This is a genomic window from Neobacillus driksii, assembly GCF_013409995.1.
Classification (GTDB): Bacteria; Bacillota; Bacilli; order Bacillales; family Cytobacillaceae; genus Neobacillus; species Neobacillus driksii.
This window is the reverse complement of sequence record NZ_JACCBX010000005.1, coordinates 16,290-39,814: the sequence shown is the minus strand read 5'-3', so window position 1 is coordinate 39,814 and position 23,525 is coordinate 16,290. Positions and strand designations below refer to the sequence as shown.

The 23,525-nt window shown below is 39.6% G+C and carries 13 protein-coding genes and 1 pseudogene; 7 read left to right on the top strand and 7 right to left on the bottom strand.

Annotation, left to right across the window (positions count from 1 at the left end; genetic code table 11):
• Window positions 1-59: 59 nt before the first annotated feature.
• Entirely contained in the window at window positions 60-1,289 is a 1,230-nt protein-coding gene (gene yedE, locus F4694_RS12225; RefSeq protein ID WP_179598206.1) for a selenium metabolism membrane protein YedE/FdhT, read from the bottom strand.
• A 203-nt stretch (window positions 1,290-1,492) separates the two neighbouring features.
• Window positions 1,493-2,455, bottom strand: coding sequence for a LacI family DNA-binding transcriptional regulator (locus F4694_RS12220; protein WP_179598204.1), 963 nt, complete (start codon window positions 2,453-2,455; stop codon window positions 1,493-1,495).
• Window positions 2,456-3,054: 599 nt separating this feature from the next.
• Between F4694_RS12220 and F4694_RS12215 the strand changes: the two are divergent.
• Window positions 3,055-4,607, top strand: a pseudogene (locus tag F4694_RS12215) (histidine kinase N-terminal 7TM domain-containing diguanylate cyclase).
• A 506-nt stretch (window positions 4,608-5,113) separates the two neighbouring features.
• Window positions 5,114-5,188 (top strand): hypothetical protein, encoded by a 75-nt coding sequence (locus F4694_RS32955; protein ID WP_179599010.1) that lies wholly within the window; start codon window positions 5,114-5,116, stop codon window positions 5,186-5,188.
• Between the two features lie 42 nt (window positions 5,189-5,230).
• Here the strand turns inward: F4694_RS32955 and F4694_RS12205 are convergent, their stop codons facing one another.
• Entirely contained in the window at window positions 5,231-6,349 is a 1,119-nt protein-coding gene (locus tag F4694_RS12205) for an oxygenase MpaB family protein (RefSeq protein ID WP_179598202.1), read from the bottom strand.
• Between the two features lie 1,100 nt (window positions 6,350-7,449).
• Between F4694_RS12205 and F4694_RS12200 the strand changes: the two genes are divergently transcribed.
• The gene (locus tag F4694_RS12200) at window positions 7,450-7,809 is read left to right on the top strand and encodes a putative zinc-binding protein (RefSeq protein ID WP_179598199.1); all 360 of its coding nucleotides are present in this window, start codon (window positions 7,450-7,452) and stop codon (window positions 7,807-7,809) included.
• 956 nt (window positions 7,810-8,765) lie between these two features.
• Here F4694_RS12200 and pelA read toward each other — a convergent pair.
• On the bottom strand, window positions 8,766-13,403 hold the full coding sequence (gene pelA / locus F4694_RS12195; protein ID WP_179598198.1) for a pectate lyase: 4,638 nt from the start codon (window positions 13,401-13,403) through the stop codon (window positions 8,766-8,768).
• A 1,165-nt stretch (window positions 13,404-14,568) separates the two neighbouring features.
• Complete coding sequence (locus tag F4694_RS12190) at window positions 14,569-16,593, bottom strand: helix-turn-helix domain-containing protein (RefSeq protein WP_179598196.1); 2,025 nt, start codon at window positions 16,591-16,593, stop codon at window positions 14,569-14,571.
• A 148-nt stretch (window positions 16,594-16,741) separates the two neighbouring features.
• Here F4694_RS12190 and F4694_RS12185 point away from each other — a divergent pair, with 148 nt between their 5' ends.
• The 3 genes from F4694_RS12185 to sdaAA all read left to right on the top strand — a co-directional run bounded on the left by F4694_RS12185 (window position 16,742) and on the right by sdaAA (window position 21,067).
• The gene (locus F4694_RS12185; RefSeq protein ID WP_179598194.1) at window positions 16,742-17,971 is read left to right on the top strand and encodes an MFS transporter; all 1,230 of its coding nucleotides are present in this window, start codon (window positions 16,742-16,744) and stop codon (window positions 17,969-17,971) included.
• 3 nt (window positions 17,972-17,974) lie between these two features.
• The gene (locus F4694_RS12180; protein ID WP_179598193.1) at window positions 17,975-19,429 is read left to right on the top strand and encodes a M20 family metallopeptidase; all 1,455 of its coding nucleotides are present in this window, start codon (window positions 17,975-17,977) and stop codon (window positions 19,427-19,429) included.
• Window positions 19,430-19,504: 75 nt separating this feature from the next.
• The gene (gene sdaAA, locus F4694_RS32645; RefSeq protein WP_179598192.1) at window positions 19,505-21,067 is read left to right on the top strand and encodes an L-serine ammonia-lyase, iron-sulfur-dependent, subunit alpha; all 1,563 of its coding nucleotides are present in this window, start codon (window positions 19,505-19,507) and stop codon (window positions 21,065-21,067) included.
• Between the two features lie 784 nt (window positions 21,068-21,851).
• On the opposite strand, the gene F4694_RS12170 is transcribed toward sdaAA, so the two are convergent.
• Window positions 21,852-22,298 carry a GyrI-like domain-containing protein gene (locus F4694_RS12170; RefSeq protein ID WP_179598191.1) on the bottom strand — a complete coding sequence of 149 codons (447 nt, stop codon included), beginning with the start codon at window positions 22,296-22,298 and terminating at the stop codon, window positions 21,852-21,854.
• A gap of 61 nt (window positions 22,299-22,359) precedes the next feature.
• Complete coding sequence (locus tag F4694_RS12165; protein ID WP_179598189.1) at window positions 22,360-22,737, bottom strand: VOC family protein; 378 nt, start codon at window positions 22,735-22,737, stop codon at window positions 22,360-22,362.
• A 237-nt stretch (window positions 22,738-22,974) separates the two neighbouring features.
• Between F4694_RS12165 and F4694_RS12160 the strand changes: the two genes are divergently transcribed.
• On the top strand, window positions 22,975-23,157 hold the full coding sequence (locus F4694_RS12160; protein WP_179598187.1) for a hypothetical protein: 183 nt from the start codon (window positions 22,975-22,977) through the stop codon (window positions 23,155-23,157).
• The last annotated feature ends 368 nt before the right edge of the window (window positions 23,158-23,525 follow it).

The following is a 23,525-nucleotide window of genomic DNA, read 5'->3' as shown; positions in this document are numbered from 1 at the left end:
GGTCATGGCTCGCCGCGAATATCTAGGGTGTAGTTGACATCGATCACCTGGGACATGTATTAGGCCTCCTTTGTAACGTGAGAAATTTTTTCCGTTTTTTGAAGATGAATTCCCTTTCCATAACGGAACCGCTTTTGCCACCAATCTGATAGGAAAAACCAAGCAGCTAGCATGGCCAGCGTTCCGAAGAGAGCTCCCATTGGCCCCCATTGTTCGATTAAGTTGACTTTTGGCCAATTTTCTACAAGGGCATGATAGATACCGAGATGATCCCAGCCATAGGCAAGAGCTGTGGCGCCAACGATGTTACCTGCACCTACAACCCAGAATAACAATTGGCCTTCCATTGCCCGATACATCATGCCGGTCTCACAACCGCCGGCAAGTACAATGCCAAAGCCAAAGAGGAGACCGCCGATGGCTGTGCTAGGAGCGGCCATTTTAATAATGGCGACGGAACCGTTTTGAATATAGAAAAATGTGATGATAACACTTATTATCATCCCAACGGAAATGGCTTTCGACATGACAGCCCTCCCGCTGACCCATAAATCGCGGAAAGCAGATGTGAAACAAATTTGTCCTCGTTCAATTAGAATTCCAAACAGGGCTCCTGCTATACAGGCAACTCCTAGGAGTGGTTTGTCTGTTGCGAAAAAGAATAGAATAATTGCGAGATAAAGACAGGCAAAAATAACGCCAAGTACCGGTTGAATATTCCTTTTTTCTACATGCTGGGTGACAACTGGTTTCATCGGGCCTTTTGTCAAGGTTGGTTTTCCCCGCCACCACATGGTATTTACAACTTTCACGCCAAAGTAGGTGCCAACCGCAGTGGTCAACATAAAGATCCAGGAGTGGAATGAGAACTGAGGCACACCTGTAAAAAAGGCAGCCAAATTGCATCCAAGGGCAAGGCGTGCGCCAAATCCTGCGATGATTCCGCCAATAAAACCCTGAAATAAACGCCGCTTTTGTTTTGGCACGCGGATCTTAAAACTGTTGCTTAGTAAAATGGTGATCAGGGCGCCAACGAGCATCCCAATGACGATCCAGCCATCGGTCCGGCTGATAGGCGTACCGTTAATGCCCACTAGTTGAAAATACGCCCATTGCGACACATCAACACCGAACCATTGTAAGATATGCCCGCCTAATCTAGTGAATTCCCCGGTAACCGCCCAAACCGTACCCGTAATCCCGAAGTACAATGCACTGACCAGGCCGGCGATACTAATGGCTATGTATGGATTCCAATATTCTTTAAAGACTTTTTGATAGAAATTCATTAAACTTATCTCCTCCTTTATTGCAATTACCCAAAAATGACGAAGAAAATGCCGGGATATATCCTGGCATTTTGAAGGGTCCGTTTATAGACAATATAAAGGGGATTTGGATACAACACAATTCGTTTTATCGATAAGATAGATTGTTAAACATCGGAATGCTAGATGATATGATTTAGAGGAGATTTTTGTCCTTCATTATATTAAACAGTTTGTCGCTCAATTAATTTCACATTTATCTCTTCGTGGGAATTACTTCTACTGTCTAATGCTTGAAGAAATAATTTTTCCCCGATTTCAACCAAAGGAATTTCAAGTGTTGTGATATGCATGATTTTTGCAACCGGTTGGTTATCGAATCCCATTATAGCAAGGTCATCAGGTATTAAAATTCCTTTTTCCTTACAGTAGGTTATCATGCCAGCAGCAACGATGTCACTGGTAACCAGAAGGGCCGTTGGCGGGTTGTCCATTCTAGTCAATTGTTGTACCACTTTTACCCCATCTTCAAATTTGAGACATTCATAAAAAATATAATCAGGGTCAAATGACAGGTGTTCCTTATCCAAAAAATCTCTGTAAGCCTTCTCCCTTTGCCTACTATTGGTTCCTGATTTTCTCCCCACACAATAGCCAATTTTTCGATGTCCTTTATCATATAGATACTCTAATGCATTGTAAAAACATTTATAATGGTCGATGAATGTTGAAGATACATTTCGACCTCTCGAATCTTCGCAAAAAATGATTGGACCGTATTCCAGATATTCGTCTATAAGATCCCATCCGCAACTTCTTGAACAGATAATAAGTGCATCGATTTGCTTATGCTGTAACATCTCTAAAGCTTCAATTTCTCTGACTACCTCATAATTGGTTTGAAATAGAACCAACTTGTAATTGTACTTTACAGCTTCCTTCGCAATCCCTTCAACAAGCAAGCCAAAGTAAGGATGATTTGTAAATGGAATGACCACCCCTATAAGAAAGGTTTTTCCTTTACTCAGATGAACCGCATTTATATTCCGCTGGTAATTGTATTCCTCCATCGCCTGAAGCACAGCTTCCTTTTTTTCTTTACTTACATAGGGATGATTATTTAATACACGAGAAACGGTTGTAACGGATACTCCAGCTATTTTTGCAATATCTTTAATATTTGCCACAGTGATAACTCCTTAAAAAACTTTTTTCTTGCTATGATACGCGTTTCATAAATTACACTGATTGCGCAATGAATAAGGGAGGGACTAAAATGTCCATTATAATAGGTATTATCTGCTTACTATTCTTATGTGGTTCGGTTCTGATACTATCATCATTTCCAATTTCTCAATACAAAAAAAAGCACCCTATAAAAAAGAAATACGATAGCAAGATAAATGATTATTACCGCATTTTATTTGATGTATATTTTGAATAATCCACATCCAATTTGAAGTGTTCTTTAGACAGGAACACTTCATTTTTAAAACATAAAATTTAATTTTAACCTGCATTTTTGCATTATGAGGTCAGCCAGAAAATACTTCCGGTTGACCACTTTTTATATGGTCTTATTATAACAGTAGCTACTGGTAGAACATATCTGTCCGTGGGGATTGAACGTTAATAGGTAGGGTAACCATACCATAAGTGAAGGCTGTTTTTTTAGATTCATTTTACTGAATGTTATATTACAAAGTTTGGATTCAATTAACATCCACAAATATTTTTGAATGTGCTACAGTAAAGAAAAAGTGTTATTCAAATGAGGTATTAAAACGTGAACTCGCAATTGACAGCTTACATCACTCTTATTTGTACATCAGGAGTACTTAATTTGTATTTAGGCCTAAACGTATTTTTAAGGCGCCATAAGTTTACGAATATTGCTCAATTTTTTATTGTTTATACCGCATCGATCACGATCTATTGCTTTGCTGCTGCTTTTGGTTTAATGGCTACGACTCTTGAGGAACTGAAGTTTTGGACGATTATTCAATATGTTGGGATGCCAGTCTCTTCACCCTTGGGGCTATTGTTTATCATGAAGTATTTAGGTTTCAAGTTATCGAAAAAATGGTATATGTCGCTTCTAACCATTCCCTTCGTTAGTTTGTTGATGGTTGCTACCAATGATTTGCATCATTTACATTATCGAGTATTTGAAATAGACCCAATCCTGGGAGTTCCTTTCATTTACCAGGAGATTGGCTTATGGTATATGATTCATGGTGTTTTCACATTTGCTTGTATGTTTGTTGCTTTTTTCCTCGTCCTTTCTCGTTGGAGAGAGACAGCTAAGGAGTATCGTCAGCAATTATTTTCGTTGTTGCTCGGTCAATTGATTCCTATGCTAACCGCTTTTCTTTATTTAATTGGATTCACGCCTGTAGGGATCGATCCGGTACCAATGGTCTTATGGCTGTCATCCCTTTTATACTTGTGGGCGATTAACTCCTCACGATTGTTTTCGCTAATGCTCATTGCGAAGGACGCGATATTTAATAGTATCAATGATGGTGTAATGGTGCTCGATGAGTCCTATCGAATCCTTGAGTTTAATCAGTCGTGTAAGAGGATGTTTCCCCCTTTAACAAAATCCATGTTTGGGATGGACTTTGGTGAGGTTTGGTATGACTTATCAGGAGCCCCCTTTCCTTCAAGATTAGAAAATACTGCAATCACTGAAGAAGTAGAAATAGTCATGGATCACGAGAAGCGTATTTATCAGGTAAGTACTTCAACATTGGAACATGCCAATAATCGAAAAGGTTTATTGCTTATTTTTACGGATATCACGGAGTTAAAAAGGCTGCAGGTGAAATTAGAGCGCCAAGCCTATTTTGATGAATTGACACAAATTTATAATCGACGAGCATTTTTTCAAAAATGTGTGCCAGACTTTGAAGCTGCAAAAAAGGTATCGTCCCCTTTCACAATCATATTGATGGATATTGATTATTTTAAAAAGGTAAATGATACCTTTGGTCATCATATTGGGATCAATTGCTTGTCCATGTCGTGGATGTTTGCCGGGCGCAATTAAAGGAAGGCATGCTGTTTGTGCGGTATGGGGGAGAGGAGTTTGTTCTTGCTCTCAAGGGTTGCTCGCTCTCGGAGGGCGTAGCGTATGCGAATCAGCTGCGCAAGGCTATCGAGGCAGAGCCGCTCATTACCACAGAGGGAGTGATTTCGGTTACTTTCAGCAGTGGAGTGGCGGAGGCAGTGAATGAGACAAACGAAACTCTTTACCAGCTCTTGAATAAAGCAGATAAAGCTTTGTACGCTGCGAAACGAGAGGGACGTAATCAGGTACAGGTGTATGGAGGGTAATGCCGGTGCCTGTCACCCTCGATTGAAAGGGAATGTTTCATCGACAAGATTTTTCATGGAAAACAGGTAAAAGTTCTTTTTTACTAGGGCTTAAGGTATTTTTAATCATACGTCTATGTGGTTTTTTCTATAGTAGAAGTTTGTCAGGTTGTGTATATTAGTAGTTTTTCCTGTATTTTTTAAGGATCAATCTAAAAATATTCTCTTGGTTTTCGACAAATACCTCGCCTGAAGTTGAGAAAAAAACTATATAACAAAGGGGTTCATCCGCTATTTAATCAAGCGTTTGATTAGTAGAATCTGAGTTAACTAATCATTTGATTAGAATTGAATTACGTGCTGTTAATTAAGCGTTTGCTCCTCTTTAGGAGGAAAAAAATTGTCGAAAAGATGACTTAGTAAAAAGAGGTCATTTTGACCACTATATAAATATAAAGGAAGGGGTTCCTTGCACAATGGTGTAAGAGACCCCTTCCTTTTTTTAATTTGTTTGGGCAGATGGAACCATATACGATGGTGATTTTGCAATTGGTTACTACCATGGAGAAGCTACACTGACCTGGCCAGATGGAACGATATGAAGGGATTATGTAAATATACATAATCCCGGTATTGTTTTATTGTTACACTATTTTTTCCTCAATTCCCCAAACCTTCCGCAGTTCGGTTGGTATGAGAAATGGGGTATATTCATAATCAGTCATGGCAAGTGACTGGCGTTTAATTAAGGCTAACCCAAGCCGGTTGACCATACTTCCAAAAAAGCCCGTATAATCCGAATCAAGGAAAAAACCCATTAGCTCTTTGTATTTCATAAGGTTTTGCCAATTGGAGTGCGGAACTTCCATCCAGTCTGCTATGTCGTCCCCTACGGTTTCTCGAATTAGAGCAGGGATTATGTTGTCAAACATCTGACCGGGAATGAGGTGTGCATGAAAATCAAGTAGGGCACGGGTCATCTGGACCCCTTCAGGAGACGGTCCATGATGTCTTTTTTTAATCATTTTCTCCAACTGAATTGCTTCTTCCATGGTTTCTGGGATAATATCCTTCCGAACTCCCAGCATAATTCCGACGATTTTCCAAAAGTATAGGTAATCTTCCGCCTGTTTTTCTGTTACGTTCATACCTAAATGGCGAAGCCCGTCTATGATGACAATGGAAAAAGTTAATAGGGTACCAAGCAGATCCTCCTGACAGATGGGGATGCCATTTTCTTTTTCATCCCATCTTCCGGTCTTTTGAACCAAATGGCGAATGGCTGAATGCATTAAACGGACTTTCTGAATGGCTTTAATACCTTGTCCCCCGGGCTCAAGTCCGCCTGGCGCCATGACATGAAGAACAAATTGACCTGTTTCTGCTATCCTGCGGTATGCATTTTGACCTAAACGGTAACTGAATGTAAGGACCTTCACACCTTTACGCGCTGCGTAACAATTCACAAGAGAGGATGTTGATAATAAGAAGGTGATGGCAATGCCATGTTCTCGAAATAAATCAGTTGCGTTTCTTATTCTGGCTAAGTCCACGCCTTCTGGGCAATTAGCTGTATCCTTGAGCCAGAATTCTATGGTATCAGGGAGTTCTTTCGGATACTCTTGGTCATTGTACATTAATTGCTTCAACAAATTATTTACGGAGCCAACCTGACTGTTCTTGAACAATTCTTCAATTATTCGGTCTGGTATTGGATCCCCTTCCATCCGTAACTTCTCCAAAACCCCATCTGTATATAACATCTATTTCCCCCTCTACTATTCCCTGGTAGATTATAAGACTGAAATAATTTATATATATTCCTGCTAATATGAAAACATGTTGGATGGTGTGAACTCTATCATTTTGGTATCCGAGTTTAATGAGGACTTCATCTTCCGGTTCTATATTAATTACTTCTACTGAAAATTTCCATACCTATCACCTACGGGAAAAAAAAACAACGTTTTTTCTAATTTTATCAAAAGGCATGTATTTGGTAAAATCGAAATTGTTGAAATTTTGTGATAAATACCGGTTAAACAGGTGTGGTGAACCTTACCATAAGTAGGTGAGGTTTTTTAATCTCTTTTCAAAATCACGAAAGAAGGACATTTTGGAGGGGAGAATCGTATAAATAAAGAAAAATGGTCCTGGTTAATTAAAAGAGATATATTTTTGGATTTTATTGATTTAGGTAAAGGGGAAAAACACCTGTTAAATAGGATAAAAAATTTTTTTAATAAATGATAAATTAGTAACTATTTGAAGGTTAAGCGACTGTCGGATTATTAATCGGTTGGATAACAAAATTAGGTAATGGTAGCCCGATAATATTTGGGCTCATTATTCGAATGTTTAATTTATATGTTCTATTACTATTTTATGAAAGCTGCTGCTTGCTAAGATTAATGTAGGCGCAATAGCGTTTAATTCAGGTGCCTGTCACTCCTCGTTGTTGTCGAAGAATTGATAGGCTTTTAGATGGTAGAACATAAATAGAATGGAGTTGCAACTGAATATTGTGAGGGTTGGCGGGTTGTTAATCTTTTTTTCCTTTTATTAGGGGAGGAGGTGATATTCCTGGAAACTGTTCTTGAAATCCTACGAGAAGTTCTAAAGGGAATTGTGCGCGAAGTTGTTAAGGTGGAATCCATAGTAGATTTTAGTTTTATGGAGTAACCTGCTTAAAGGAATGAAGGAAGATATCAAGAACTGCTTCTGTATCTTGGTCCGTCTAAATAATATTTAAATTAGTTTGAATTGTTGAAAAATATCACAGACACTGAATTCCAAGAGCAATATAATAGACAAAAGTTAAGTAGTTAATCTGTTGAAAATAAGAGAGAGGGAAGGTACAGTGATGAAAAGAACTGATTTACCGATTGTCTATTCATGCTCTGGGTGTTCGTCGGCTGCACAAACGGCTAATTTGATTGCGATTAAAATGGATCGAGAAAAAGTAGCAGAAATGTCCTGTATTGCCGGAGTTGGCGGGGATGTGAAGCCGCTTGTACGAACCGCAAAATCCGGGCGGGAGATTATTGCGATTGATGGATGTCCATTATCCTGTGTGAAGAGCTGCTTAGCTAGGCACGATGTCTCGCCGCAACATCAGTTCGTCCTATCTGACTTTGATGTTCCAAAAATAAATGGAAAAGACCCTGATTCCGACCTTTTTGAAAGTGCCTATCAACGTATAATCGGTGAGATGTTGGTGTAAATATCGGTGCATGTCACTCCCCGGATTTTGTCAAAAGATTGATAGGCTTTTAGAAAGCTAAAAAAGTGATAGAAGGGAGTTTTAGCTGAATATTGTTGGGTGGCAGGGTTGTCGATCTTCTTTTCCTTCATTGAGGGAAGGGGGGATAATACTGGAAACTTTTCTTGAAATCTTACGAGAATTTCTGAAGGGGATTGTGCGTAAAGTTAGTGCATATTTCTTTCGGAACAACGTACTAGAAAACAGGAAAACCACCCCGACCCGTAGCAAGCAAAAGGGTGGTTCTCACAAATATTCCACATTGACAACCACCACTCTGACGGTTGGGGCTGCATCGAGAAGTGTTTGCAACAACACTTCTTTTTTATGAATTCGTCTTCATCTTTATAAATGTGCAACGATTGGATAAACTTATGGATCATGGGTTGATATTGTACAACTAATCCGTCAAAGCTCTCCACTGTAAAACCCTTCAGGGCAGCGCGCTTCCGTTTTATTCCTAGGTAGCTTTACCATAATTGATTCACAGAAAATCTTCGAATTCAGGAAAATAGGATTTAGAAAAATAGATTTAAAGGGGAAAATTTATTTCAAATTGGAACAAGTAGCCATAGATTGCGATTGGTTTTTTATAAGTATAAGAGTTAATATAGGTTACCGTGGGGACGGTTGTGTTGGTTGTATTAGGAAATAGAGAAGAGTGCCAACCTGGTAGGTGACACCAAGGTGTGTAAATGAATCTTGAATATAGAGAAGTAATTGCTTTGTGCGATTAAAAGAACGGACATACAACGTTCTTCTTAAAGTGGATATTTCAGGGTACGAAAAAAGGGAGGGATCCTTAGTAAACAGGGACAGGCACTGTTCGTATTCATACAGAAAGAGAATGAAGCACAAGAACCAAACAGTCCTCATGCTTCATCTCTCCAGATTAGTTTGTATTGAAAATGAAAATGTTACTTGCTTTTAGAACCGGAAGCCGAGGCCTCTATTCTATATAAGTTTCCTAATTCCAAAGATTCGCCAGCAGCGTTTTTAGACTGATCCCCAACGACTTCTACGTATACTCTGTTTTCATAGTAGCCAGTTGTGTTGGCGATATTTAATAATTTTTGCGGCCATTCTCCTGCCCAGCGATAGCCGTCTCTTCTTTCTTTTTCAATCTCTAAGATGTTGTGTTTAATGACACCGTCTCTTCCTGAGAAAATCGGGCGATTGGTGCCAATTTCATAGAAGCGGTACCACGTATTGCTGCTTTCGTCCGGGTAGAAATATTGCCCATTTTGATCGCCTGATACATACTTCGTTCCCGCCAATTTTGCCTCTTCAAACCAATTTAGAGCTCCATGAATGGCAGCCTGAACCTCAGTTGAAGGATTCGGCAGTGACATCAAATACTGGACAATCCCTACAGATTCCGAACCAGAGATGGAAGGATGTTCATACGCACGAGCCCCTTTTGGTTCGTACGTCACTGGGTCATGCTGAGCACACCATGCGGTTACTTCACCATCTACCTTAATTTGCGATTTTAACATATAATCCAGCCCACGGCCCAATGCATCATCAATCTGCTCAGAAAGTTGCTCGTCACCTAGGTTGGAATTAAACGGATACTTCTTTTCTTTAACCATCGTTAATACACTCATAACACGAACCATCGCATTATCATTAAAGGTCACATAATCTGAGTAACCGCCTCTTGCCGGATAGACCTGCGGCCAGCCGCCGGCATCAACCTGCATCTCTAGTAAAAAATCAATTCCTTTTAAAACGGATTCCTTATAACGAGCATCACCTGTTTCTTTATACATCAGAGCTAAAAAGAGAATCTCGTTTGTTGTTGCGTCATTATCAATCGTCCCTAGTTCACCATGATTAGTTGAATACCATTCAGATTTCGGTTCTTTCCCATCCCATGGCCGTTTATATTTTTCCACCCAGTTTTTAAACCAGCCGCCATGATCCATCTGCCAGGTTAAGAGGGCATCCGCATGCTTAATGTCTTGCGTCCGATCCCCTGTATAATAGTCGGCATTCAAATATGGAATATGGAACGGATCTTCCACTTTCGGCAGCGTAATGGTTCCATCTTCTTGAAAGGCTTCCTTCGTTTTGATCACCGCTACGGTTTGGTTATCCTTATTCACCTTTGTGGTGATGCTTTCCACTGTCATCAATGGTTTAAACCCAGGATTGAGAGCTGCCCAATCGTTCGTAGCTGTTTGCAATTTAACATCACTAGAATCAAAGTTTTCTAGCTTGCTATTAAAAGTAACCTCAACGGTATTTGCATTTGTTGTTTCACTTTTGATAATTTTAACGGGGCCATCTGGCACAGCATTCCCTTTTGGGACCACATTGATGGTGACAGATTCGGCTTCATTCCCTGCCTGATCAACAGCGTTAATCGTAATGTTATTTAACCCCGGATTTAGATTGACTTTTGTGCTAAAAGTCAAATCTTCCGATACATTTACTTTCTCACCATTCACCATAACGGTTCCTGCTTCGCTCAGCTTCCCTGTAATCGGCTGTGGATTGTAGATTACATTGTAGTGATTCCCGTTTTTTTCTCCTTTAAGATCATCGATGGATACGACAGGTTTCTCATGATCATAAACAATTTTTAACACTGCAGGAATAGCCTGATTCCCTGCTGCATCTACAGCTCCCACTGTAATAGTGTTCAAACCGTCATTCAGCACCACCGTCGTGCTGAAGCTGCCATCCTTTTTTAAGAAAATTTCCTTCCCATTGACAGAAACGGCTGCTTCTTTATCCACTTGACCTGTAATTGTAAAGCTTGGTGTATTGACAATGGAATCTTGTTGATCAAGTGAAATAATCGGTGCTGACAGTGGTGATAATGGGATAATCCCGATTCTCTCAGGATCCCAGCCGTCAGATCCTTTCATCACATTTTGCACCGTGTATTGATTCGCTTCCTCCGGCGTTAATTGTGTGGTCCATGGATCCCGCTTTTTCGGGTCTGCCCCTGGCCCCATGTTATTGTATTCTGAATATCTGGCTGTTTTCTCGTTTTCAACTTTCCCCCAGTTATCCCATCCGTCAGGAACAATCGATGCATCCATTTCGGTGTTGATATAGGTGACAGCTGAATAAGGACGCCAAGGTCGCCCGAGATGCACATTGGTCACGCCTTCATCTGAGGTGATTTTTGAATCTGAAAAAACATACCCATACGGTGTGACTTGATCGGTACTAGCTGCGGTTAACTTACTGCCTGTACGCTTGCTATGAAGGTGACAGGTATCAAACAAGGCTGTGGCTCCGCCAAAAATGAAATCCACATCCCCTTCTACGTAGCAGTTTTTATAATACTGTCTTCCTGTATGGGCATATAAGGTGTCCTGGTATCCTAAAAACTGCACGTTTTCAAAATAGAGACGATCGGCCCTTACATAAGCGGAAACTGCTTGACCTGTTCCTTGACCGGAGTCGTTCTGGATAGTTAAATTTTGGGCAATAAAATCATTGGCATTGATAAAGATACTTGAACTATTGGAAGTGCCTAATGGTTTGCCGTCTGGCCCAGGCGTATTTGCATTATCATTATAAACAAGTACGGTTCCTTCCTTACTTTCCCCTACAAAACTCAGATTGGTTTTGCTCTTAGGGATCGTTAGCTTTTCACGATATTGACCATTTTTTATAAAAATAACATGCCGTTTCGTACTGTTATCAGGTGCAGCATCAATGGCTTCTTGAATCGTTTTAAAGTCTCCGCCTTCTTTCGCTACAACCGGTACTTTCGCAGGCGTAACGGCGATGGGTTCGGAGCCTAAACTTTCCCCTTGCTCATTGACAGCGGAAATTACATAATCATAAGTATCACCGTTTGTAAGACCTATATCTTGATAACCGGTAGAGTGTATATTTCTAGCAATGACCTCATATTGACCACTGTTAAACTCACCGCGCTTGATGGTATAGGAATCTGCGCCAGATACAGCGGACCAGGTTAAGGCAGCTCTGCCATTACCGGCAGTAGCGTTTATACCATTTGGAATGGCAGGTACACCACTCGTCGATACAGCGGCACCGTTAATCGGTTGGGAATTTGCACTTTCGGCAGTATCGTTCTTGGCGGATACGACATAATAGTACTTCTTGCCATCGGGAATCTCGGTATCTGTATAACTGGTTTCCGTTACACCGTTTTTGATGACCTCATAGCCGATGCCCTTTTGTTTACTGCGCAAGACTTGGTAAGACTCAGCACCATTGACGGATTCCCAATGAATGGTTACCCCGCCAGTGCCGTGACTTGCTGAAAGTCCGGTTGGAGCTTGCAGTGGCGCTGCAGGGACTGCCGTTATAGCTTGTGAATCTGCACTCTCACCGCTACTCGTTTCGGCAGATACGACATAGTAATACTTCTGGCCATTCTCTAACCCTGTATCCCGGAAGTCGGTTTCTACCATTTTTTCAGCAATGGTTTGATAAGGACCCTCCATCGTGGTACTGCGTTTTAGATTGTAGGTTACCTGTTGCGCCGAACTCGGTTCCCAGCTTACATCAACCTGACTGTTTCTTGAAATAACCGTCAATTCTTTTGGTGCAGAAGGCAGGTTTGAAGGATCTGGAGCAGTAGGTGTTGCACTTACGACATTTGAATTCACACTCTCGCCGTTCTCCGTTACGGCAGATACGACATAATAGTAAGTCGTTCCATTGGTTAACCCTGTATCCTGGAATTGGGTTCCCTCTATTTTTTCAGCAATGGTTTGAAAAGGACCCTCTGGTGTGGCACTGCGTTTCACATTGTACGTTACGTTTGAGACAGAATCATTTTCTTCGATACCAAGAGCCCACTTGACCGATTCGTTAACCAGGTTCCACCCAGCTTCAGTCATATGGTCTTCTTGACCTGCAAATAAAAACGTAGCAACCTGCCGGGCAGGAACGGGGTCACCATTTACATTTTTCGCACCTTTTTCGTATGCAAATATCGTGGCTTTGGTAGGATCATCTGCTGCAGTAGCAATGATGATGGCCTCTTGACCGGGCTTTCCAAAATTTACTTTACCAGCCTGGTTATACACTTTAACCGTGCCGCTTAATCCGGCAGAAAGGGGATGATTGCCATCCTTGATGGTAAGTGAATCTTGATTTTCATAGCTTCCAAAGGTGCCTGAAGAAGTATCACTTAGATGAATATCATCCAGTGCGAACGGTTCCGCATAGACAACCGGAACGGGGGAATTCATAAACTTTTTGCCAATATAGGAGGATCCTGAGGATTCCCCGACAAATACGACATCATAGGCAAGTGCATCCTCAGTCGTTACCTCGTTATCCTTTTTAAAAGTGACCGAGTACCCAAGCGATTTCAAATGAGCTATTGTTTTTTCATCGGCCGGGATCCCTGTCCCCACAAGTAATACTCTTTTTCCTTCAACCAATGGATCCCAACTTACATCAACTTGACTGTCTTTTGATACAGCACTTACTCCAGTTGGTGCTGGAATTTCAGTTGGTTCTGCTGCTGAAACCGATTTAAGAGCAGCATTCTGTAGAACTGAGAGCAATAAGATCAAACTTAGAAAAATATTGAGTAATTTTTTCATTCGTTCCTCCTTAAGTGTAAACCCTTTCATTTTAAGGCGAAATGCTACCTTCTCCGAAATCGTTTCCTTTGTTACCCACTTGGTAAAATCATAAACAATCCCTTCCTTTCAAAAAATGTGCCCTTGCAATTGAGATTATAAGTAAATGAATTTTTTAAATATATAATCATTTTTACAGAGTTAAGCTAAAAGTCCTGCAGGAAGATAAAAAAGGAAAGGAATTGAGCATAACTTCGGGACATGATTATGGCTATTATCCTATCCGATTATGGAGTCAGGGGATCGGTGCCAATCGGTGCCTGTCACCGCTCGTGGACAGATTCCACCTGAGGTGGACAGTTACCAATACACTGTCACTCCCCGAAATTATCGAAGATTGATAGGTTTTTAGATTGGTAAACAGTGATAGAATGGTGTAGTTGAATATGTTGGGGTGGTTGGTTGATGCTCTTCTTTCCGTTAAGGGAAGGAGGTAATTATCATGGAAACATCGTTTAAGGTGTCAGAAAGCTGTGGAACAAGAGAAAGGGGATCTTTCATCGACATGAATTTTCCTAGAAAACAGGTAAAAGTTCTTTTTTAACAGGGTTTAAGGCAATTTTAATCAAACGTTTAGATGGTATTTTATATAATAGAAGTTTGTCAGGTTGTTTACATTACTAGTTTCTATTGTCAGTTTTAAGGAGTATTCTAAAAAATCATCACTTTTATTCGACAAGTTCCTCTCCTGAAAACAAGTAGAAACTCATATGTCAATGGGGTTCATGCGTTATTTAATCAAGCGTTTGATTAGTAGAGTTCGAGTTAACCAATTGTTTGATTAGTATTGCATTACGTGTTGGTAATGCTGCGTCTGCTCGTTTTGGGTAGGAAGAAAATTGTCGAGATGATGGGTTAGCGTTAACGGGTTCCATACATGTATGCGCAGTAAAGGTGAACTTACGAAAACAATGAGACATAATGCATTTCCTAATAAGTTTTTTTACATTCAGAGGAATTGCCATCTTGGAATAACCTGTCGGTAATTGTATTTAGATTTTTCGGAATATGCCTATATGTAAAAAAGATCACCAAATTAAATAGTGTGATCTTTTTTACTTTATTTCGTACCTGTCAAGCTGAAAAATTGCTAGACGGTGAAAGACTAACCCGAGTAATGCGGTAGTCATGTAAGTGAGACGATTGAATTTCTTAAATAACATGCAAGCTGAATTTTTAATATATCTTCTGGATTCGAAAAGGAAATTTGAAGCTTTTCTTCGATCCTTTTTAGTCTTTGATATAAAGTATTTACATGGATATGCAAAAGTTTGGCTGTTTGTGTTGCTTGACGATCATTTTCCATATAGGCAAGCAGGGTTTGTTCCAAATCCAAAGTACCATCTTTATCAGATGTGAGGGGATTAAAAACTTCATTAACAAACGAGTTCAGGTCATCCATGGGTTGATGAATAAAAAGATGATTAATGCCAATATCTTGATAATTTACAATAATTTTAAGCTGCCTCGAGATTAGAAAGGAAAGGGCTTTATCCGCTTCGGAGTAACTTTTTGCTATATTATCCATACTTGGATAGCAAGTACCAATCCCTATTTTTAGCGATTCTTCATGAACATTCATCCAGCTGGAATGAATAAGCTCTAGTTTCTTTTTTACATAATCCTGATCTGCATAGTGATTAAATTGGCATACCAACGTCACTTTATTTCCATAACCAAAAATGATTGAAACATAGATTCCTAAAAGTTTTTTGATTTGGGCAATTAGTTTATGCATTTGCATATTAAGAAAGTGAAAGTCAGTGTGAGGATGGATATGAATGGTGACTGCCATATAATAGGGATGATCATCCATTCTAAGCTCAATGGCCTTTTTTCGTATCAGGTTATATTCTCGGCACTGAATGAAGTCATTAAATAGATCATTTGTTTTTTGATAATAAGAATCCACTAATGTTTGTTTTCGGATAATTTCTAATGCAATCACAGAACTTGCCTGTTCCATTATCATTTTATTTAAAGGAAAAAAATCATCTTCCTCCATTTCTACTGCAATTATTCCAATCGGAACGTCAATTGCAATAATAGGGTGGATATACAAGGACTGACTATTAAGAGACTCAGTAAAAAAAGATTGGGTTTTTAATTTTGTATTAATCTCTGAAGGTAGTTCCCTTTTCCATTGGGTTGGACTAGAGTATTGTTGATGATCTGTTAAATCTACGATCATTAATGGATGATTGATCATCTTTTTTATTTCATTTGCGATTTTTTGTAAACCCTTACTTTGAAGCGACAGTTTTATTAATGTATTGTGTATGGTATCTCGTTGAATTAAGAGATCATTTTGTTTTTTGAGATTTTGGTAGAGTTTCGAATTTCTTAATACAATCGAGACCTGATCCGAAAAGCTTTCTAACAGTTGTTGATCATCTTTCGTTAAAAGGGGATAAGGACCATTTTGGTAGACAATCAATACACATAAAGTACGCTCCTCCACCTTTATTGGAACTGAAATAATAGATTTCAAATCGTCTAATTGGACAGAATTATACAGATGAAATAGATTATCAGATGCAATATTAGATGATTCTGAGATAATTTCCTCTATATTGGTAAGAATAAAAGATTTATTATCTTTAAATGTTTTCCCGATAATTCCTTCGCCAACCTTCATCCGCATTTTTTTGATTTCTTCATTTGGTCCGCCCGTCCAAGCTTTAGGAAACAGCACATCTAAGCTTGGTTCGTACATCCATAGAACTCCCATATCCGCTGCAGGAATAACAGATAAGGCATTTTCTAATATTTTTTTTAACAGGTTATCTAAATCTTCGAGGACGGAGATATCACGGATACTTTCCATCATTTTGTTCCTGATATATTTTTCTCGATCTAGCATTACTTGCAAGTAATATAAATCGATGATTGGATTAAGTTCTTGCTGATTGTTTAGTACGGAGGATTTACTGATTCTAATGACAATGGTTGTATGATTGGAATAATGGTAGTAAAGATCGGTGAAAGTTTCATCGGTACGTATATTTCCATTGAAAAATCTTTCTGGTGTGGGAGTTTCTTTATCAAAATGATGGGATAATACAAGTGAAAAATCTAATCCCTTTATACTTTGCCACACCTGAAAATGTGAAAGGCAGCAGTCATCTATTAAAAATTGTTTTAAATTCATCAATGTCTCCACTTTTACAAACCCTCCAAAGGACTATGTAGAACTCCACATAATTTATGTCCTAATTATATAGGAATGAACATTGTTTGAATAGTTGTAATTTTCTATAATTAAATAGAATTCAACAAATCTAGCTAGGAGGTTTTATATGGTATCCAAATTATCGCAGAACTGGAAGTATGTCATTATCATCTTGCTATTTTTAGGGTGGTCAATTGGAAACTTTGATCGATTTTTCATGAATTATGCGATTTTAGGTATTTCAAAAGATCTCCAATTAAGTGCCTCCCAGACAGGAATTGTTTTAAGTAGCTTTTTTGCAGGTTATGCCTTAATGCAAATTCCCGGTGGGTGGCTCGCAGATCGTTTTGGTTTCCGAAAAATTATTATCATCGCTGTTTTTGCTTGGTCCGTTTTCACGATTTTGTCAGGAATGGCATGGTCCTTCATGTCCTTAATCCTCATCCGATTTCTTTTTGGGCTTGGGGAAGGCAGCTTTTTTCCATCCGCCTCAAAAGGTATTGCTAGTTGGTTTCCGCAAAATGAACGGAGCCGTGCCATGTCCTTCATGCTCACTTCCGGTACGATAATGGGAGTAATAACACCAATCATTGGTACCCAATCCATGCAAAGTGTCGGTTGGAGAATGATTTTTTATATGGCGGGTGCTATTGGAATTATATTTGTCTTGCTATACGTCTTTTTCTTAAAAGAGCGGAAAGGTTCAACTGTAGGAATTACTGAAAATCCTGCTAAAAGTAAAGCACCTTTACGAGAGGTTTTGAAAACCCCGATTATATGGAATTTGTTCATTGCCTATTTTGCGATTTATGCCGTGCAATGGGGATTAATGGCATGGATGCCAACATATTTAGTAGAGGCACGTAATCTTGACTTAACATCCGTTGGGTATATTTCAGCTATTCCAGCGTTTGCAGGAATTATCGCGATGCTTGGAAGTGGCTATATTTTAGATAAATTACCTGAGGGGAAAGATAAGGTAATTGCAGCGATATTTGCAGTATTAACGGCGGTTTTTCTTTATTTAATGGCTTTTGCGCCAAACATAGCCATGTTTGCTGTCTATCAAAGTGTGGTTACTGTATTCATGTCGTTTAATATTATTCTCATCATCTCAGCTCCATTAAAAATGTTATCAGAAGAGGTTGTAGGAACGGCAAATGGTTTTATTAATACAGGTGCACAATTCGCTGGTGTACTTACTCCAATGCTAATAGGATTTTTAGTCGATGCTTTTGACGGTTCTTATACGGTTGCTTTTATTATGCTGATTATGTTTGCTCTATTATGTGCTGGATCTTTATTTTTAATAGGCTATAAGAAAGAGGTTCCTTCTTTCAATGAAAATATTAGTTAGGAGATGGAAAAATTGACTGCTCTATCAGAAAAAATTACAAATTTAATAGATAATAAACGCACCTTATTTACACAGCTAAGTGATCAAATATGGGAGTTTGCTGAAACCAGATTTGAGGAATTCCGTTCAGCTGAGTTGCTTTGTGAAGCAATGGAAAAGGAAGGGTTTGAGGTAAAAAAGGGAATTGCTGGTCTTGAAACAGGCTTTATCGCCTCCCATGGATCTGGGCATCCGGTCATAGCATTTCTCGGTGAATACGATGCTTTGGCAGGACTAAGCCAACAAGCAAGCATCAATAAGTTTGAGCCCATTAAGAAAAATGGAAATGGCCATGGCTGCGGACATAATTTGCTGGGAGTAGGTGCGTTAGCTGCAGCTATAGCGGTTAAGGATTATATGAAAGAACATAAGCTTGCTGGAACTGTACAATATTTCGGCTGTCCGGCCGAAGAAAGTGGATACGGGAAAACATTTATGGCAAGAGATGGTTTTTTCAAAGATGTGGATGCTGCCTTCTCATGGCATCCTGCCACAATGAATGCTGTCATGAACTCCACTGCTAATGCGGTCATCCATGCACACTTTAAATTTAAAGGGAGAAGTGCCCATGCCGGTGCAGCACCACATTTAGGAAGAAGCGCTTTAGACGCAGTCGAACTGATGAACGTTGGAGTCAATTATATGAGAGAACACACAATTGATGAAGCTCGGATTCATTATGCTGTAACCAATACAGGGGGATTAGCTCCAAACGTCGTTCAAGCTGAGGCGGAAGTGACGTATTTAATCCGTGCACCGAAACCATATCAAGTAAAAGAGCTTTATGACAGGGTAGTAGACTGTGCTCGCGGTGCGGCACTTATGACGCAAACGAAGGTAGATTACGAAATTCAAGGTTCCTGCCATAATTTAATTCCAAACCTGACCCTTGAAAAGGTAATGCACCAATATATGCAAGAAATAGGAGCTCCTCTTGCTACTGAACAGGATATAAACTATGCAAAAACCATCTATGAAACTTTGACGGACGAGGAGAAGCGTGCCGCAGCTTTACAAGTTGGTAAACAGGGGGATTCTCAATTAGCCGAACGACCTATTGCCGACTTTATCGTTCCTTTTTCAGAAAAAGAAACATTTATGGGAGGTTCTACAGATGTTGCCGATGTTAGCTGGAATGTTCCAACTGCTCAATGTGTTACTTCCACCTGGGCGTTTGGAACACCGTTTCATACTTGGCAGGCTGTGGCACAAGGTAAAGAAAGCTATGCCCATGATGCCATGCTATTAGCTGGAAAGGCAATGGCATGTACTGCTATCTCGGCTCTTGAAAACCCAGAATTACTTGAAAAGGCGAAGAAGGAATTAGTAGAAAGGCTTGATGGTGAAACCTATGAGTCGCTAATCCCCAAAGAGCTTACACCTCCGAAAAATAAAAAAAAGGTGTATCAAACAATATAAAGAAACAGGAAACAAAGGTGACGGTTCTTATGGCTTTTAGGCATAAGGACCGTTTTCTTTAAAGGGAGTGAGCATATGTCTTTTACGAGTTTAAGAGAATTAATGGAACTTGCTGAAAACAAGAAAATAACGATTGCGGATGTAATGATCACTACAGAGATACAACAGAAAGGTGATCCTAGAGAAACGATACTCGAAAAAATGGCTGAGCAATTTGCAGTGATGGAGGAGGCCGTCCGTAAAGGAACGATGAGTCCCGTTATGTCCCGTACCGGTTTGACAGGCGGGGACGGGCACCGCCTTTACCACTATGCAGAAAATGGGAAAACCTTTGTCAACCCTGCGACATTAAATGCTGCAGCGAATGCACTTGCCGTATCAGAGGTAAATGCAGCGATGGGGAGGATTGTGGCAACACCGACAGCAGGCTCCGCAGGAATCTTGCCGGCTGTACTGGTTCATGCCCTTGACAGCGGAAAATTTACCCGTAAGCAAATTGTCCAGTCCATGTTTACTGCCTCCGCGCTTGGCTTATTTATTGCTAATAAAGCGTCAATCTCAGGGGCCGCCGGCGGGTGCCAGGCCGAAGTCGGATCTGCCACAGCCATGGCAGCCGGCACCCTTGTGGAGCTGGCCGGCGGTACACCGACGCAGGTTGGAAATGCTGTTGGAATCGCCTTGAAAAATTCACTAGGGCTGGTTTGTGACCCAGTGGCCGGCCTGGTGGAAATCCCATGTATCATTCGTAACGGTTTACATGCGATTACTGCACAAGCCGCGGCAGATATGGCGTTAGCAGGGGTAGTCAGCACCATCCCTCCGGATGAGGTAGTCCATGTGATGCATGAGGTAGGACAGCAAATGCCGGAATCGTTGAGAGAAACGGGGATAGGCGGTCTTGCCGGAACTCCAACAGGAAAGAAATTAAAAGAACAGATTTTCAGCGAAAAAACTAGTGGCTGTGGTCCGGCAAAATACCAAAGTGCCTATGAAATTATCGGCCCTGTAATGGTTGGCCCTTCAAGTTCGCATACGGCAGGGGCTGTTCGAATTGCGAATATTGCCTACCAGCTGTTAAATGAAAAACCATTATATGTGAGGTTCTCATTAATGGGCTCCTTCGCTGAAACCTATCAAGGACACGGAACAGACTTAGCGCTGTTGGCAGGTGTTATGGGATTATCGACTCTAGATGATGGCATTCAAAATGCAAAGGCAATTGCCGAAGAACAGGGCTTACAATATGATTTTACGAAAAGGGTGCTTGGAAGTTATCACCCTAACACCGTTCTTGTAGAATTATCAGGGGCCTCACGTACTGTAAAGGTGTTGGCCAGTTCTTTAGGCGGCGGCAAGGTGGAGGTTCAGGAAATGGATGATTATCCGTTAAAATTTTCCGGCGAACGGCCGACACTTGTGATCCGCCATACCGACCGAAAAGGGGTTATCTCAGAGTTATTGAAGATTCTTTATCAAAAAGGGTTTAACATTGCCCGCATGGCTAATGAGCGTTCAAAAATTAATGGTCCTGCGATAACCATTTGCGAAATTGACAATAAAATCGAAGAAACTGTCTTAGCTTTATTAAAAAAGGAGATCCCGATTATTGACGAAATTGTCTTGGTTCAAACTATGTAGTTGTCTAGTATCAATGGGGACGGTTCTCTCGGCTTTAATTTTCAGGGTTCTTAATTAGGGAACAACTGCCAGCAATCACCATTGTAGAAGGCTATTTTTTATCGAGGATGGAAAAGCAACTGATGATAGCGGTTGCATAAATATTTAAAATATTGAATAAATATTCATACCATGTTAATATAATACTAGTTTAAATTCTTCTGAGTTTAGACCTCCTAAAATGAACTTAGCCTAGACCACTAAGTTCAACTTTGACCTTTGATTTTAAAATCAAAGGTCCTTTTTGTTTTCTAGTCAGCCGCGAAGAAAAGCTACCTTTTATGAAAGGTCCAATTTATTACTAGCGACTTTCTTTTATTAGATAAAAAATTTTTTACAAAAAAGAGCTAGTCATTAACAGGATGAAATTCCCACATTCTATTATTGTAAAGTAAGGAAGCATAAAGCAGGTCACCTATAATCCAAAATAATAAGGTGGGGTAAAATTCATTCCAACGCTTCCAAACACCAAATAGTAGACCAATAATAATAAAAAAGACAACGAACGATGTTTGCATAAAATTCACCTAAAGAAAATGTAATTGTTCTTAATAATATGTCCATTTTTAACCGTCAGCTTCAACTTTCGAATTTATTTTTATCACTTACAAAAGAAAAAGAATAATCTAGAGAGATATTTTTCTATTTAATCAATCGATTAATTAGTTTCCAATTTGTCTATGGCTGTATACTAAAGTAAACAAACCGCCATAAGCTGGCGGCTTGTTTTTAAAACAGTAGGATTTTAAATATAGATTGGTAAATAAATCTCTACTTCTTCTACATCATTTTCTATTGGATGATAGGTTTCGATAATATGTGATTCAAGATCCCTTTTATATCCCTGTTCATCTGCCCACTTCAATAAAATGTTATGTAAGGTACCGATATTACTTATTCGTCCTCTTGTAGTGACATAGTCCTGTGTCGTTTCGAAATAATTCATCCCAACTGGAACTTTATTTAGAGGTTCATTAACCATTATTCCTACATAATAGTAACCTTCCAGATGGTCGGCGTCCCTTTTAGGTTCGAAAAGTGCTATTTCAGTACCCGATTGATTTTCAATTTCATCTAAACGATTTAGAAATTGTTGGGCAAGTTTTGGAATCTCAGTACCAAGATTAGAAAATGCTCCACTGCCTTTTATGCCCACAACTCTAAATGTCTTCTTAACTGTTTTACAATCCATCAACGATCCTCCCAATGATAAAAAATCACTTGTATTCTAGTTCTCTTCCATTTTAAAAAATCTATTGGCAAACTCCTAAAGGGTTATCATCTGGATCATAGAAAGTAAAGAATTTTGTAGTTCCTTCGCCACCAATGGGATTCACTTTTACATTCTTTTGGAGTAACAGTTTGTGGGTTTCATCTATATTGGTAGGAATGAAATTATAATATTTCCCCACCCCAAAATTATTTTCCGGAAACTTCATTGGTTGATGATTTAAAGTTCTGACCAGACATACTACTGTTGGAGATTGTTCTCCAATCTTCATTACGGCTGCCTCTTCTTCCATGTAGATTACTTTAAATCCCAGTACTTCTTCATACCATTTAGCGGACAGCTCAGGGTCTTTAACAGGTATAAAAACCCCTTCCATCCCCTTTAAAAGTGGTTTGGTCATATTTTCTATCTCCTTTTGAAAATTGTATTATATTTACAATTCGATATGTCACGGATATGTCCTCCTTCAGATTTTATTAAACTAGCCTGATTTGTTCGTTATTATCTTGGTCTAAAGATTCAGTTTCCGATCATTAGACATTTTTAATCAATCAATTAGTTAGTAGAAAACTTAGTAGAATATTGTCATGGTGAAAAATGGTAAAATATATATGGAAAGAGAAATGAGGGAATCATAATGAGCAGCGATCCTGTTGAGGCTTTAGGTCTTTATAGAAATTCTATTAAAAGGTATCTTGCTAAGGAAATAGGTTGGCATATAGAAAAAGAGATAGGATTAGGTGATGAATGGAGACAAGAAAGTGCCTTGAATGAAATTGTCGCAAAACATTTTAACAGAATGTATTTATTGCAGGATTAAAGAGGGTGAGGAAATTGTCTCTACAAAGGGGGTATCTTCCACAGCTTGACTGTTAACTCCATAACTCTCCATTTTAATCCTCCCTCTAATGCCAAGAAGTTTTCGTATTTTAGCCAGCTCAGCTTTTACTACTTCTTCATTAGCGGAGGCTGTTCATTCATCAGCTGTGCACCGGTCTCCGTCGCATCTAGGATTGTACGTGACCGTCCGTTAGCGTCAATTTGTTTACCTACTAGGCTAAAATGTAGAGCTGGTGATTGTAGTTTTCATCGCTTTTAGCAATGTTCAATCTTTACATTAGAAACCCATGGCACTTTTACAGAAAAACGAACCAGCCTTTCTACCTTTATTAGAAATCTAGAGGGCAT

Coding starts and splice junctions, on each gene's coding strand:
- F4694_RS12205 (WP_179598202.1), bottom strand. CDS start 6,349: ATGTTATATACAGATGGGGTTTTGGAGAAGTTACGGATGGAAGGGGAT.
- F4694_RS12170 (WP_179598191.1), bottom strand. CDS start 22,298: ATGGATTGTAAAACAGTTAAGAAGACATTTAGAGTTGTGGGCATAAAA.
- F4694_RS12160 (WP_179598187.1), top strand. CDS start 22,975: ATGAGCAGCGATCCTGTTGAGGCTTTAGGTCTTTATAGAAATTCTATT.
- F4694_RS12200 (WP_179598199.1), top strand. CDS start 7,450: ATGAAAAGAACTGATTTACCGATTGTCTATTCATGCTCTGGGTGTTCG.
- F4694_RS12185 (WP_179598194.1), top strand. CDS start 16,742: ATGGTATCCAAATTATCGCAGAACTGGAAGTATGTCATTATCATCTTG.
- yedE (WP_179598206.1), bottom strand. CDS start 1,289: ATGAATTTCTATCAAAAAGTCTTTAAAGAATATTGGAATCCATACATA.
- F4694_RS12190 (WP_179598196.1), bottom strand. CDS start 16,593: ATGAATTTAAAACAATTTTTAATAGATGACTGCTGCCTTTCACATTTT.
- F4694_RS12165 (WP_179598189.1), bottom strand. CDS start 22,737: ATGACCAAACCACTTTTAAAGGGGATGGAAGGGGTTTTTATACCTGTT.
- F4694_RS12180 (WP_179598193.1), top strand. CDS start 17,975: ATGGAAAAATTGACTGCTCTATCAGAAAAAATTACAAATTTAATAGAT.
- pelA (WP_179598198.1), bottom strand. CDS start 13,403: ATGAAAAAATTACTCAATATTTTTCTAAGTTTGATCTTATTGCTCTCA.
- sdaAA (WP_179598192.1), top strand. CDS start 19,505: ATGTCTTTTACGAGTTTAAGAGAATTAATGGAACTTGCTGAAAACAAG.